Source organism: Acidiferrimicrobium sp. IK, assembly GCF_025499425.1.
GTDB lineage: Bacteria > Actinomycetota > Acidimicrobiia > Acidimicrobiales > Palsa-688 > Acidiferrimicrobium.
Genome location: NZ_JAIMCB010000017.1, coordinates 78,120 through 90,434 on the forward strand (window position 1 = coordinate 78,120; position 12,315 = coordinate 90,434).

12 protein-coding genes are annotated in these 12,315 nt (G+C 72.4%); 9 read left to right on the top strand and 3 right to left on the bottom strand.

Translation table 11 applies throughout. The features are described 5' to 3' along the window. The first annotated feature begins 7 nt into the window (after nt 1–7). The 4 genes from K6U06_RS21465 to K6U06_RS21480 all read left to right on the top strand — a co-directional run bounded on the left by K6U06_RS21465 (nt 8) and on the right by K6U06_RS21480 (nt 4,356). On the top strand, nt 8–1,315 hold the full coding sequence (locus tag K6U06_RS21465; protein ID WP_262324027.1) for a nicotinate phosphoribosyltransferase: 1,308 nt from the start codon (nt 8–10) through the stop codon (nt 1,313–1,315). 72 nt (nt 1,316–1,387) lie between these two features. Next, nucleotides 1,388–2,572 (top strand): hypothetical protein, encoded by a 1,185-nt coding sequence (locus K6U06_RS21470; RefSeq protein ID WP_262324028.1) that lies wholly within the window; start codon nt 1,388–1,390, stop codon nt 2,570–2,572. Beyond that, nucleotides 2,569–3,516: an ATP-binding cassette domain-containing protein gene (locus K6U06_RS21475; RefSeq protein WP_410051120.1), complete on the top strand. Its 948-nt coding sequence runs from the start codon at nt 2,569–2,571 to the stop codon at nt 3,514–3,516. The genes K6U06_RS21470 and K6U06_RS21475 overlap by 4 nt, the downstream gene beginning before the upstream one ends. 39 nt (nt 3,517–3,555) lie before the next feature. Next, nucleotides 3,556–4,356 carry an ABC transporter permease gene (locus tag K6U06_RS21480; RefSeq protein ID WP_262324030.1) on the top strand — a complete coding sequence of 267 codons (801 nt, stop codon included), beginning with the start codon at nt 3,556–3,558 and terminating at the stop codon, nt 4,354–4,356. On the opposite strand, the gene K6U06_RS21485 is transcribed toward K6U06_RS21480, so the two are convergent. After that, on the bottom strand, nt 4,334–5,296 hold the full coding sequence (locus K6U06_RS21485; protein ID WP_262324031.1) for an alpha/beta hydrolase: 963 nt from the start codon (nt 5,294–5,296) through the stop codon (nt 4,334–4,336). The genes K6U06_RS21480 and K6U06_RS21485 overlap by 23 nt on opposite strands. Before the next feature lie 43 nt (nt 5,297–5,339). Continuing rightward, a complete protein-coding gene (locus K6U06_RS21490; RefSeq protein WP_262324032.1) occupies nt 5,340–6,569 on the bottom strand; it encodes an ROK family protein in 1,230 nt (409 codons plus the stop codon). 167 nt (nt 6,570–6,736) lie between these two features. On the opposite strand from K6U06_RS21490, the gene K6U06_RS21495 reads away from it, so the two are divergent. The 5 genes from K6U06_RS21495 (at nt 6,737) to serS (ending at nt 11,033) form a co-directional block, all read left to right on the top strand. Beyond that, the gene (locus K6U06_RS21495) at nt 6,737–7,990 is read left to right on the top strand and encodes a sensor histidine kinase (protein WP_262324033.1); all 1,254 of its coding nucleotides are present in this window, start codon (nt 6,737–6,739) and stop codon (nt 7,988–7,990) included. After that, the gene (locus K6U06_RS21500) at nt 7,990–8,604 is read left to right on the top strand and encodes a response regulator transcription factor (RefSeq protein WP_262324034.1); all 615 of its coding nucleotides are present in this window, start codon (nt 7,990–7,992) and stop codon (nt 8,602–8,604) included. The genes K6U06_RS21495 and K6U06_RS21500 overlap by 1 nt, the downstream gene beginning before the upstream one ends. Before the next feature lie 247 nt (nt 8,605–8,851). Continuing rightward, a complete protein-coding gene (locus K6U06_RS21505; protein ID WP_262324035.1) occupies nt 8,852–9,256 on the top strand; it encodes a hypothetical protein in 405 nt (134 codons plus the stop codon). Nucleotides 9,257–9,367: 111 nt separating this feature from the next. Then, complete coding sequence (locus K6U06_RS21510) at nt 9,368–9,736, top strand: FKBP-type peptidyl-prolyl cis-trans isomerase (protein ID WP_262324036.1); 369 nt, start codon at nt 9,368–9,370, stop codon at nt 9,734–9,736. Nucleotides 9,737–9,755: 19 nt separating this feature from the next. Next, entirely contained in the window at nt 9,756–11,033 is a 1,278-nt protein-coding gene (serS, locus tag K6U06_RS21515) for a serine--tRNA ligase (protein ID WP_262324037.1), read from the top strand. A gap of 194 nt (nt 11,034–11,227) precedes the next feature. Here serS and K6U06_RS21520 read toward each other — a convergent pair whose 3' ends face one another. Next, a complete protein-coding gene (locus tag K6U06_RS21520) occupies nt 11,228–12,193 on the bottom strand; it encodes an IS1380 family transposase (RefSeq protein WP_262324039.1) in 966 nt (321 codons plus the stop codon). Nucleotides 12,194–12,315: the final 122 nt, after the last annotated feature.

Genomic DNA, 12,315 nt, shown 5'->3' on the forward strand with positions numbered 1-12,315 from the left:
CGGCGCCGTGAACCGGCCGTCCACCGCGCTGCTCACCGACCACTACGAGCTCACCATGCTCGAGGGGGCGCTGCGCTCGGGGGTGGCGTCCCATCCGGCGACGTTCGAGGTGTTCACCCGCCGCCTGCCGGCGGGCCGCGGCTACGGGGTGTTCGCCGGGCTCGGCCGCCTGCTCGACGCCATGGAGGACTTCAGGTTCGGCCCGGAGGAGATCGGATGGCTGGCTCAGCGGCGGATCGTCGACTCCCGGACCCTCGAATGGTTGGCGTCTTACCGCTTCAGCGGCGACGTCCACGCATACCGGGAGGGGGAGCTATACACCGCGGGGTCGCCGGTCCTGACCGTCGAGGGGCGCTTCGGGGAGGCGGTGCTGCTCGAGACGTTGGTCCTCTCCATCCTCAACCACGACTCGGCGATCGCCGCCGCAGCGGAGCTGCTGGTGCGGGCCGCGGCCGGGCGGCCGGTGATCGAGATGGGCAGCCGGCGGACCGACACCGGCGCCGCAGTGGCCGCGGCCCGCGCCGCTTACCTGGCCGGGTTCGCCTCCAGCTCCAACCTCGAGGCGGGCCGGCGGTGGGGCGTGCCGACGGCGGGGACCTCCGCCCACGCCTTCACGTTGGTCCACGACTCCGAGCGCGACGCGTTCGCGGCGCAGGTCGCGGCGCTCGGGCCCGACACCACCCTCCTCGTCGACACCTTCGATACCGACGCCGGGATCCGCCTGGCGGTGGAGGTGGCAGGGAAAGGGCTCGGCGCGGTCCGCATCGACTCCGGTGACCTGGTCCGGGAGGCTCGAGCCGCCCGCCGGCTGCTCGACGAGCTCGGGAACACCGAGACCCGGGTCGTCGTCACCGGCGACCTCGACGACCGGTCGATCGCAGCGCTCGCCGCCGCCCCCGTCGACGGGTACGGAGTCGGCACCAACCTGGTGACCGGCCTCGGCCACCCGACCGCCGGGTTCGTCTACAAGCTGGTATCGGTCGGGCCCGACGGCGGGGCGCAGCGCCCGGTCGCCAAGCAGTCGCCGGGCAAGGCGACCGTCGGCGGGCGGAAGTGGGCGTGGCGGGCCTGCCTCGACGGGCCGCCGCCCGTCTACGAAGGCCCGCCGGTGCTCGACGCCGGGCCGGTGTGGGCCGACGTCGTCGGCGTCGAGGCGGACCCGCCGCCCGCCGGCGGGCGGCCGCTCCAAGACCAGGTGGTGACCGCCGGGCGCATCGCCTCGCCGCCCCCGCTCGAGGAGCTGCGCGCCGCCCACGCCGCCTCGAGCGCCCAGCTCCAAGCCGGCCGGCCCTTGATCGTGGTCCGCCGGGACTGAGACCGGTTCCGGCCTCGGCGGGTCCGGGCCGGGCGACTCCCACTTGCGGGCCGCCCGACGTACGGTGGAGGCATGCGTTATCGCCTCCTCGCACCCGTCGGCGTCGCCGGGGCCATCGCCCTGGGGGCGTGGGTCCCCACGGTGACCTCGGCCGCAGCGGCGACACCCTCCCTGCCCTCGCTCAGCGCTCAGCAGCTGATCGCCAAGGCCCAGTCGGCCAACGTCAAGGGCTTCTCCGGAACCGTCCGCTGGACCGCCAACCTGGGCCTGCCCAGCCTGTCCGCTCTGACCAGCGGCGTAGGCGGCCAGGGGGGCGGTCACGCCTTCGACCCGACCAGCCTCCTGTCGGGCAACCACGACATATCCGTGTGGGACGCCGGTCCCAGCCAGCAGCGCCTGGCGCTGCCCGGGTCGCTGTCGGAGGTCGACGTCATCCACAACGGCTCGAACCTGTACTACTTCGACAGCGCCACGCAGAAGGTCACCGACTACACCGGCTTGAAGGGCTCCTCCGGTAGGGAGGCGCCGAGCCAGGCGACCGGCACCGAGCTGACCCCCGACCAGGCCGCCCAGAAGCTGCTGTCCGCGCTTTCCCCCTCGACCGGTGTCAGCGTGGTCACGCCGGTGTACGTCGCCCGCCAAGCGGCCTACCAGCTGGTGCTGACCCCCAAGGCGGCGCAGTCCACGGTCGGCTCGGTTGACATCGCCATCGACGCCGCCAACGGGATGCCGCTGCGGGTGCAGGTCATTCCCCGCGCCTCGAACGCCCCGGCGCTGTCTCTTGGCTTCACCCGCATCTCGTTCTCTGTGCCCTCCGCCGGTAACTTCGCCGCTCCGCACGGCTCGAGCACGGTGACCAAGCCGATCGGGCGGGCCTTCGACGCCAGCGGGCCGCTGGCCGGCCCGGGCGGGCGCGTCCGGCGCGGTCACCTGCACGGCACCGGCCCGGCCACCCAGACCGCCCCGGCGGGCACCGCGGGTGGCGAGTCGACGCCCATGCCGTCGGGCACCGCCCCCTCCGGCGGCCATCCGACCACCATCGGCACCGACTGGGCGACCATCGGCGTGCTCAACAGCGCCGGCCCCCGGGTCGCAGGGGAGCTGACCAAGGTCGGGACCGCGGTCACCGGCTCGTTCGGCACCGGCCACCTGGTGACCTCCAGCCTGCTCAACGCCTTGGTCCTGCCTGACGGCAAGGTGCTCGCCGGGTTCGTGACCCCGGCGGCCCTCGAGGCCGCCGCGGCCAACGCAGGCTGATCATTCCCAGCCCCGCGGCCGTGGCCATCGCCACCCACGGCCTGACCAAACGCTTCGGTGACGTCGCCGCGGTCGACGGCGTCGACCTCGACGTGCCGGCCGGCAGCGTGTACGGCTTCCTCGGCCCCAACGGGTCGGGGAAGACCACCACCATCCGGATGCTGCTCGGGCTCATCGAGCCGTCGGCGGGGACGTGGGAACTGCTCGGCCGGCGAATGCCCGCCCAGTCCCTGCAGGCCCTGGCCGAAGTAGGGGCGCTCATCGAGGGCCCGGCGTTCTACCCGTGGCTGTCGGGCCGCGACAACCTGGCTCGCCTCGACGCCGCCGGCCCCGACGGGCAGCGGGCCACCAGGGCCGGCCGCATCGAGGCCGCGCTGGGCAGGGTCGGGCTGACCGCGGCGGCCACCAAGAAGTACCGGGCGTACTCGCTCGGTATGCGCCAGCGGCTCGGCCTCGCCGCGGCTCTGCTCCGCCCCCGCCACCTCCTGGTCCTCGACGAGCCGACCAACGGCATGGACCCGCAGGGCACCAGGGAGATCCGCAACCTGGTCGCGGAGCTGGCCCACGAGGGCACCACGGTGTTCCTCTCCAGCCACCTCCTCGCCGAGGTCGAGCAGATCTGCACCCACGTCGGCGTCATGTCTGAGGGCCACCTCCTCACCCAGGGGACCCTCACCGACCTGCGCGCCGCGGGCGGGCGACGGTTGCGCGTCGAGGTCGACGACCCGGCCGCGGCCGGCCCGGTCCTCGGTCGCCTGGGTCTGGGGGACATCGTGACCGACGGCGACGTGGTCACCGCCAAGCTCGACGGGCAGCCACCGGAGGTGTGCAACCGGGACCTGGTCCACGCCGGCATCGGGGTGCGGGCGCTGTCGGTTGAGCGCCCCAGCCTGGAGGACCTGTTCGTCTCCCTCACCGGGGAGGGGTTCGATGTCGCCCGCTGACCCCCGCCCCCGCCCGTTTTCCCACCCTGCCGGTCGCAGATGCTGATCGCTGAGCTGCGTCACCTGTTCCGCAGGACCCGGGTCCGGGCCCTGCTCATCGTCATGTTCGCCATCCCGTTCCTCCTGGCGGTGGCCGTGAAGATCAACGGCGGCCCTTCGGACGGCAACGGCCCGACCTTCCTCGCCCAGGTCTCCCAAAACGGCGTGTTCGCCGCCCTCGCCGGGCTGACGGTGACCATCCCCTTCTTCCTTCCTCTGACCGTGGCGGTGGTGTCGGGGGACACCATCGCCGGCGAGGCCAGCATCGGTACCCTCCGCTACCTCCTCACCCGCCCGTCGGGTCGGGGGCGCCTGCTCGGCGTCAAGGCGGTGACCACCCTCGCCTACTGCCTGGCGGCGGCGCTGGCGGTGGCCGCCGGCGGGCTGATCGGCGGGGCGATCCTGTTCCCGCTGGGGCGGATCATCTCCCTGTCGGGCACGTCGCTGCCTTTGATCGATGGGATCGGCCGGACGCTGCTCGCCGCGCTGGTCGTGGGCGCCTCGCTGCTCGGCCTCGCCGCCATCGGCGTGTTCGTGTCGACCCTCACCGACGTCCCGGTCGGGGCCATGGCGGTCACCGCCGGCATCGGCGTGCTGTCGTTGATCCTCGACGCGGTGCCCCAGGTGGCCTTCGTGCACCCGTGGCTGTTCACCCATCAGCAGCTGGCGTTCGGCGACCTGCTGCGCACCCCGGTGCGCTGGAACAACATCGGCAAGGACCTGCTGCTGCAGCTCGGGTACGTCGCGGTGTTCGGGACCGCGGCGTGGGCCCGTTTCACTACCCGCGACGTGCTGGCGTGACCCACGCGTCCAACCACTGACCGGTCAGCCGGTACGCCCGGTCCCTGACCGCGGCGGCTGACAGGTAGACGTCGTGCAAGGCGTCGGGGACCCGGAGGACGGTGACGTTGCGCCCGATCGCCGGTGCCCGCCCGGCGATGCGGTCCGCGTCGAGGACCGCGTCGCCTCGGGTGAGGTCGTCGTCCCAGGCCGACACCGTCACGGTCCGGGTGGACGCCAGCACCAGCACCGGCGCCTCCAGGCCGAGGCCGGCGTCGAGGGTCCGCTGGCCGGCGCCGACCGCGGCGACGAAACCGACGCGCACCGGGGCCCGCAACGGCTTCCAGTCGAGGTTGAAATCCCACTCGCCCCGCCGGCTGGCGTGGAGGCTCTCCCCGTACAGCCCCGACACGCCGGCGGGCAGCACCCTGGCGGGGCGGTGCCGGGCGACGGCCGCCGCGACCGGCATCAGGGCGGCCCGGAGCGCCGCCGGCTGCTTGAACGCCAAGAACGGGCTGTTCAGCACCACCCCCACCGACGGCAGGGCCGGGCGGCGGGCCAGCCACAGCGACACGGTCAGCCCGCCGGTCGAGTGCCCGGCGAGCAGCACCCGGCTGTGCCCGTCGGCGGCCACCACCGCGGCCGCCGCGTCGAGGTCGTCGTCGTAGTCCTCCAGCGACCGGCACAGGTTCGCGGTTTGCCAGGGCCGCAGCGAGCGGCCGTACTTGCGCAGATCGACCGCGTAGAAGTCCCACCCCCGCCCGGCGTACCACCGGGCCAGGGCGTCTTGGAAGAAGTAGTCGTTGAACCCGTGGACGTAGAGCACCGCTCCGGCCGACGGGCCAGGGGCGCGGTGGCGCACCACGGTGGCCACCACCTCCCCCTCCGCGTCCGGCGGCAACGTGACGGTGGCGGCCTCGAAACCGTCGCCGAGGACGTCGGGTGCCCACGCCGCGGTCATCGCCGCGCCGTGGACTGGCCGGGCGCGGCGAGCGCGGCGGCGCTCAGGTGGTCGTCGCCCACAAGGTGATGCCGCCGGTGATGCCGGCGCTGTTGTCGACCAGGGTCACGTCGTCGGGCAGGTCGATGTCGACCCTCGCCGAGTTGCCGCCCCCGATGTAGCAGTGGTCGAAGAACGTCAGCTCCCGCAGGACCTCGACGGTCTCGGCCACCCGCTTGTTCCACTTCTTGGCGCCGTCGTGCTTGCGGGCCGCGTCGCCGAGCACCTCGTTGTAGGTGAGGTCCTTGCGCAGCGGGTGGTGGGCCAGCTCGAGGTGAGGCTGGAGCTGGCCCTCGTAGAACAGCGCTGTGCCGACCCCGGTACCGAGGGTGATCACCAGTTCGAGCCCCTCACCTTTGATCACCGCGGAGCCCTGCAGGTCGGCGTCGTTGGCGACCCGGGTCGGCTTGCCCAGCGCGTGGCTGATCGCGGCCTGAAGGTTGAACTTGTGCCACGCCTTCACCAGCTTGGGTGCCGGCTCCCCGCCGGGGCCCTTCGGGGACACGAAGTGCGGCGCCGACAGGACGTGCCCGCCGCGGACCATCCCCGGGAACCCGACCGACACCCGGTCGTAGTCGGGGAGCGAGCGCACCAAGTCGGCGAGGACGGTGACCAGCTTGTCGGGTGGCAGCGGGTAAGGGGTGTCGATCCGGACCCGGTCGTGCTCCATGGCCCCCGAGTCGTTGAGGACCGACGCCTTGAGCCCGGTCCCGCCGATGTCGATCGCCAGGGTGTTGTGGGTGCTGGCGCCGGTGGCGCTGAGCGACCCGTGGAGGGGGGTGCCCCCTTCGGGCGGCGTGGTGACCATGGTGCCAACAGTAGAGGGCGCCGGCCCGCCGATCTCGGGCTGCCATCCCGGCGGGGCCAGCTCGAACGCGTCGAACTCGAACGCCGGGGTCACCGTGCAGCCGACCAGCGTCCAATCCCCGAGGCTCTCGGCGCGCTGCCACGCCCCGGGCGGGACCACGAGCTGGGGGCGTTGCCCCGCCGCCAGGTCGGTGCCGAGGACCTGCGCCGGGCCGGGCGCCACGTGCAGGCGCAGCGGCGAGCCGTCGTAGAAGTGCCACGCCTCGGCTCGGTCGTGCACCCGGTGCCACTCGGAGGGCTGACCGCCGGCCAGGAGGTAGTAGATCGCCGAGCCGGCGCCGTGACGGTCCCGCCAGCTCTCGCGGTACCAGCCGCCCTCCGGGTGGGGTCGCAGGCCGAGCAGGCCGACCAGCTCGTCAGGACGCATCGGCGTCGCGGGATCGCATCGTGCTCGCGGGGTGCGGCCGGCTGTGCATCGCAGGAGTCTCCCACCCGTGCCCGGCCGCGGAGCGGACCCTGGCCGCCCGGGCGCCAGCCCCGGACCCTGACATTCGTCACTTACGCGCCGGGCCGCCCGTCTTTAGCATGGCGCTTATGGCCGACAGACCCGTAGACGTGCTGGCGCCGGGCCGCACCGCTATGGGGCGGACGATCGGGGTGTTCTGGCTGGGGTTCCTGGCCCTCCCCCTCACCTCGGCGTTCACCCGGCGCCGTGTCGGAGCGCTGCACCTGGCGGTGGTCTGCGCAGTGGTCGCGCTGTTCGTCGGGTTGTACCTCGGATGGTTCCTGAGCCGCCGGGACTGGGACCCCGACACCTGGCGCAGCGGTGACCGCGGCGACCGGATCCGAGTCGCGGTGGCCGCCGGCTTGGTGGCGGTGGTGGCGTTCCTTTCCTTCTTCGACAGCCCGGGATGGTCCTACTGCTTCACGTTCGCGGTGTGGCCGGTCGCGTGGGTCGGCCACCGGCGGGCACGCAACGTCGCCGGCCTGGTGCTGCTAGCCCTGGCTACCGCGGCCGGCGCCGGAGGCCACCTCTCCGACGTCTTGTCGGTCGGCGCGCTGGTCCTCGGGGTCGGCGCCAGCTGCATGGCCACCTGGCGTCAGATGGAGGCCAACGCCGCCCTTCGCGCCGCGACGGCGGATCAGGCCCGGACCGCGGTCGCCGAGGAGCGGCTCCGCTTCGCCAGGGACCTCCACGACCTCCTCGGCCACTCCCTGTCGCTGATCGCCCTGAAGAGCGAGGTGGCCTCCCGCCTCCTCCCCGGCGACCCCCGACGGGCCGCGGCCGAGGTCGCCGACATCGAGGCCGTCGCCCGCCAGGCCCTCAGGGAGGTCCGCGAGGCGGTCGGCGGGTACCGGCGGGCGACGGTGGCCGTCGAGCTGGCGGCCGCGTCGGCCACCCTGCGGGCCGCGGGCATCCGCCTCGACGTCGACGACGGGCCGCCGGACGGGCTGGCCGCCGACGTCGAGGCGGCCGTGGCCTGGGCGATCCGGGAAGGGGTGACCAACGTCGTGCGCCACTCCGGGGCCCGCAGCTGCCGGGTCGCCTTCCGCCGGATAGCCGTGCCGCGGTCGGTCGCGGTGGAGGTGACCGACGACGGGGGCCCCGGCTCCTTCCGGGCCTCGGGGGCCTCCGGGACCGACCCCGGCAGCTTCTGCCCGGGCAACGGGCTCCACGGTCTGGCCGAGCGGGCTGCGCTCGGCGGCGGCCACCTGGAGGCCGGCCCGCTCCCCGGCGGCGGTTTCCGCCTGGAGCTCACCGTGCCCCTCTCCGCCAGCCCGGCGCTCGCCGAGGGCCCGTCGGACGCGGCGACTGCGGCGGCGGGCGCCGCGCTGCGGCTCTCGTAGTGATCCGCCTCCTGCTCGCCGAGGACCAGGTCATGGTCCGCCAGGCCCTGGCCACCCTCCTCGGCCTCGAGGGGGACATGGAGGTGGTGGTCGAGGTGGCTGCCGGCGCCGAGGTCGCCGCCGCCGTCGACGCCTACCACCCCGACGTCGCGCTGCTCGACATAGAGATGCCGGGAGGCGACGGCCTGCAGGCGGCCGCCGCCTTGCACGACGCCCATCCGGAGGTGAAGATCCTGATCCTCACCACCTTCGGCCGTCCCGGCTTCCTGCGCCGGGCCATGGAGAGCGGAGCTTCGGGCTTCTTGCTCAAGGACGCGCCGGCGGCTGACCTGGCCGCGGCCATCCGCAAGGTGCTGGCGGGGCAGCGCGTCGTCGACCCGGCGTTGGCGGCTGCCGCTCTGGCGGAGGGAGCCAACCCGCTGACGGCCCGGGAGATGGAGGTGCTCGGCTCGGCCCGCGACGTCGCGACCATCGCCGACATGGCCGGCGTACTCCACCTGTCCCAGGGGACCGTGCGCAACCACCTGTCGGTCATCATCCAAAAGCTCGGAGCCCGTAACCGCGTCGACGCGGTGCGCATCGCGCTCGAGAAGGGCTGGCTGCCTCCCAGGTGACCCGCGCTTCAGGTCCGGTGCCTGCCTGCCGATCCGATCAGCGGGAGGCCCGATCGGCGGGCCGCCGGGACCTTGAGGGCCCCGAAAACTGAAGTTCCCGCTGTTCGCACACGGCTGGACGGATGTACGCTCCTAGCAGCAGGTTCATCCTTCCGGCCGGACGGTTCGGGAGGGTCTAGATGGGTACCGGAAGAAGAGAGCTGCTGGGTTGGCAGCGCGGTAAGCAAGAGAGTGGGTGGGACGTGCGATGAGCGCTCCTGACGAAGGGATGCTTACAGCACAGGAGAGGGCGGCGCTGGCCAGTCTCGAGGCCCGCGCCGCCGCCGACGATCCGCGCCTGGCCGATCACCTCCGAGGCCTGCGCTCCCCCAAGAAGCGGCTCCGTCCCGTTCCCAAGCCCGGCCTGTCCTCGGTCGCCACCGCCGTGGCCCGGATCTGGCTGTCCCTGCACCCCGCGGTGTGGGGCCCCCTGCTCACCCTCGTCGGCCTGGCGCTGGTCCTCCTCGGCGTGGCCGCGTCGTTGGCGTTGAGCCTTACCGGCGTGGCGGTGGCCGCCACAGGGCTAGGGCTGCTGGCCCGGCTCGTGGCGGCGCGCGTCGAGTGGCTGCGCCAGGAGCAGACCCGGCTGCGGGCCAGCTCGCCGCCGGAGTGACGGCGCCGCGACTGCCGGGCTGACGGCGCGGCGACCGCCGGGCTGACACAACCGGCTGTCGTTCACTAGGTTCGCCCAGGCCCGCCCACCCGCCTGGAGGACACCGCACCCATGCCGAAGCCTGACGTCACCATCCCCGACACCGAACCGCCTGCCGAGCTGGTCATCGAAGACCTGACCGTCGGAAACGGCGAGGAGGCCACCCCGGGCCAGCAGGTGTCGGTCCATTACGTGGGCGTGGCGTGGTCGACCGGCAAGCAGTTCGATGCGTCCTGGGACCGCGGCGAGGCCTTCCAGTTCGGCCTCGGCGGCGGCCAGGTGATCCCCGGCTGGGACCAGGGCGTGGCCGGCATGCGCGTCGGCGGCCGGCGCCGCTTGACCATCCCTCCCCACCTGGGGTACGGATCCCGGGGCGCCGGCGGCGTCATCAAGGGCGGCGAGACGTTGGTGTTCGTCGTCGACCTGCTCGGCACTCGCTGAGCGCACCGGCGCGACGACGATGATCGACCTCAAGCTTCTGAGCGACGACTTCGAGGCCACCGCGGCGCGCCTGGTCCGCAAGCGGGTACCGATCGAACTGGTCCGCAGCGCCCGTGACCTGGCCGAGAGCCGCCGGCAGGTGGTCCGCGAGGTCGACGACGCCCGCCAGGAGATGAACGCCGGGTCCCAGTCGGTCGGCCGGCTGATGCGGGAAGGCCGGCGGGAGGAAGCCGACGCCCTCCGGGCAGGGCTGGCCGACTCCCGAGGGCGCATCGAGGCGCTCGAAGCCCGCCGTCGGGAGGTCGAGGAGGCCCTCGACGACGTCGTGGCCCGCATCCCCAACATCCCCGACGACGTCGTGCCCGACGGGACGTCGGAGGACGACAACCGGGTGGTCAGGACCCACGGTTACGACCCGGCTGACTACGAGGGCCGCAGCTACGAGCCGCACTGGGAGGTCGCCGGCCGGCTCGGGATCTACGACGGGGAGCGCGCCGCCAAGCTCTCCGGTGGGATGTTCTCGGTCCTGCGCGGCGGCGGCGCCCGGCTGCTTCGGGGTCTGGTCGACTTCGCGCTGGATCTCCACAAGGACCGCTACCTGGAGATCGCCCCACCCCACGCGGTGCGCAGCGACGTCATCACTAGGACCGGTCACCTGACCAAGTTCGAGTCGCAGGCTTACAAGCTGCGCGACGACGACCTGTGGCTGATCCCGACCGGCGAGGTGCCGCTCATGGGCATGCACCAAGACGAGATCCTCCCGGAGGCCGACCTGCCCCTGCGGTACATGGCCTACACCGTGTGCTGGCGCCGGGAGGCCGGCGCTGCGGGCAAGGACACCCGAGGCATGCAGCGCCTGCACGAGTTCCACAAGGTGGAGCTGGCCGAGCTGTGCCGCCCGGAGGACAGCGACGCTGAGCTGGCCGCGCTGCTCGGCGACTGCGAACGCTCCCTCCAGACCCTCGGACTGCCCTACCGGGTGGTCGAGCTGTGCGCCGGAGACCTCACCTTCTCGGCGTCGAGGGTGTTTGACCTCGAGGTCTACAGCCCCGGCGTCGACCGGTGGCTGGAGGTGTCCTCGGTCAGCCTGGTCACCGACTTCCAGGCCCGCCGGGGGGCGATCCGCTACCGCAAGGAAGGCGGAGGCACCGCGTTCGTGCACACCCTCAACGGGTCAGGGCTGGCCACCCCCAGGGTGTGGTCGGCGATCGTCGAGCACGGCCAGCAGCCGGACGGCACCGTGCGGGTCCCGGCCGCGCTGGTCCCCTACGTCGGCACCGAGGTCATCGCCGGCTAGCCCCAATACCACTTAGCTTAGCCCTGATCCACAGATTCGCTTGGTGTTGTTGGGTTTTTCGGTTTCGGTCGGGGTGATGGCCTTGGTCGGTGGCTGGGGTCGGTTTCGGGCCGTGAGGGTCCAGGGGCTCGTGGGATGGGATGGTCGTCTGCGAGACCGGCGGGTGGTTGCGGGTGTCGCTTGATGCTGGATCGTCAGGTGGTGAGGGTGACGGTTCGCAGCGTGGCGAGGGTCTGGTCGAAGGCTTGTCGCCAGGGCCAGTTTGTCGGGAGGTGAAGGGTCCGCCGGCGTCCGGAGGTGGTGATCCGTCCGGGTATGTGGAGGTAGCGGCGTCGGAGGGTGTCGGTCGCAACGAACGATCGCCGGCGGTCGGGTCGGGTGGGCTCGTCGTCGCGGGGGTGATCTGCGGTCGTGTCAGGGGTGGTGTCGAGCCCGCCGAGGCGGGCGGTCCATGCGGCCATGTTGTGAGCGATGACGTTGAGGGTGAGCCAGGCGGCGTTCGCGCCGAAGCGTCCGGAGGGGAGATGATTGAGTCCGACACCGTATTTGAGGTCCCGGATGGTGTTCTCGACGACCGCATGGCGGCGGTGGTCGGCCTCCAGAGCGGCGACGGTGCCGGTCCTGTTGGTGATGAAGGCGTGATAGGACCAGGTGACGAACAGGGCGAGCTGCGAGCCTGGTGTCGGGCGGACCCGCCGGACGATCAGGCGGGTCTTGATCCCGCCGGGGGCGTTCTTGCTTTTGGTGAACGCCTGGTAGTCGATCTCCGCGACGTCCGCGCCGTCAGCAAGGAAATACGGGATCGCCGTCCAGTCCTGGTCTGCGATCTTGGCGATCGCGTCCCGTAACGGCTTGGACATTTTCGTCGTGACGGAGTAGTCGACGCCGGCAGTGGTGCAAGCGGCGATGACTTTCTGGTTGTAGAACCCTGAGTCGGCGCGCACCACCAGCGGGCCGGTCGCTCCCGCGGCGCGGACCCGGGCGAACGTTTCGGCCAGGAAACTGCTGGCGCCTCTGGCGGAGTGGGCGGGGCCGCCCCGCAGCCGGGAATGCACGACATCGCCGGTGGCGGCGATCGTGGCGAACAGGGGGTGGTAGCCGCGGACATACGCGTAGGAGAACCGGCTGCCGCCGGCCTTGGCCAGCCCGTAGGTTTCGATGAGCTTCCCCTGAGATCGTGGAGGACTCCCTTATGCTGCTTGAATAATAGCAGAGCTCTCGTAGTCAATAGGTGAAATGTTGCCACAAACACTGTGCCGACGACGACTATTATAGAAGTCAA

What these genes read in the sequence shown, in the direction of transcription:
- K6U06_RS21495 (WP_262324033.1), top strand. Translation starts at nt 6,737, where the DNA reads ATGGCCGACAGACCCGTAGACGTGCTGGCGCCGGGCCGCACCGCTATG.
- serS (WP_262324037.1), top strand. Translation starts at nt 9,756, where the DNA reads ATGATCGACCTCAAGCTTCTGAGCGACGACTTCGAGGCCACCGCGGCG.
- K6U06_RS21510 (WP_262324036.1), top strand. Translation starts at nt 9,368, where the DNA reads ATGCCGAAGCCTGACGTCACCATCCCCGACACCGAACCGCCTGCCGAG.
- K6U06_RS21485 (WP_262324031.1), bottom strand. Translation starts at nt 5,296, where the DNA reads ATGACCGCGGCGTGGGCACCCGACGTCCTCGGCGACGGTTTCGAGGCC.
- K6U06_RS21480 (WP_262324030.1), top strand. Translation starts at nt 3,556, where the DNA reads ATGCTGATCGCTGAGCTGCGTCACCTGTTCCGCAGGACCCGGGTCCGG.
- K6U06_RS21470 (WP_262324028.1), top strand. Translation starts at nt 1,388, where the DNA reads ATGCGTTATCGCCTCCTCGCACCCGTCGGCGTCGCCGGGGCCATCGCC.
- K6U06_RS21505 (WP_262324035.1), top strand. Translation starts at nt 8,852, where the DNA reads ATGAGCGCTCCTGACGAAGGGATGCTTACAGCACAGGAGAGGGCGGCG.
- K6U06_RS21490 (WP_262324032.1), bottom strand. Translation starts at nt 6,569, where the DNA reads ATGCGTCCTGACGAGCTGGTCGGCCTGCTCGGCCTGCGACCCCACCCG.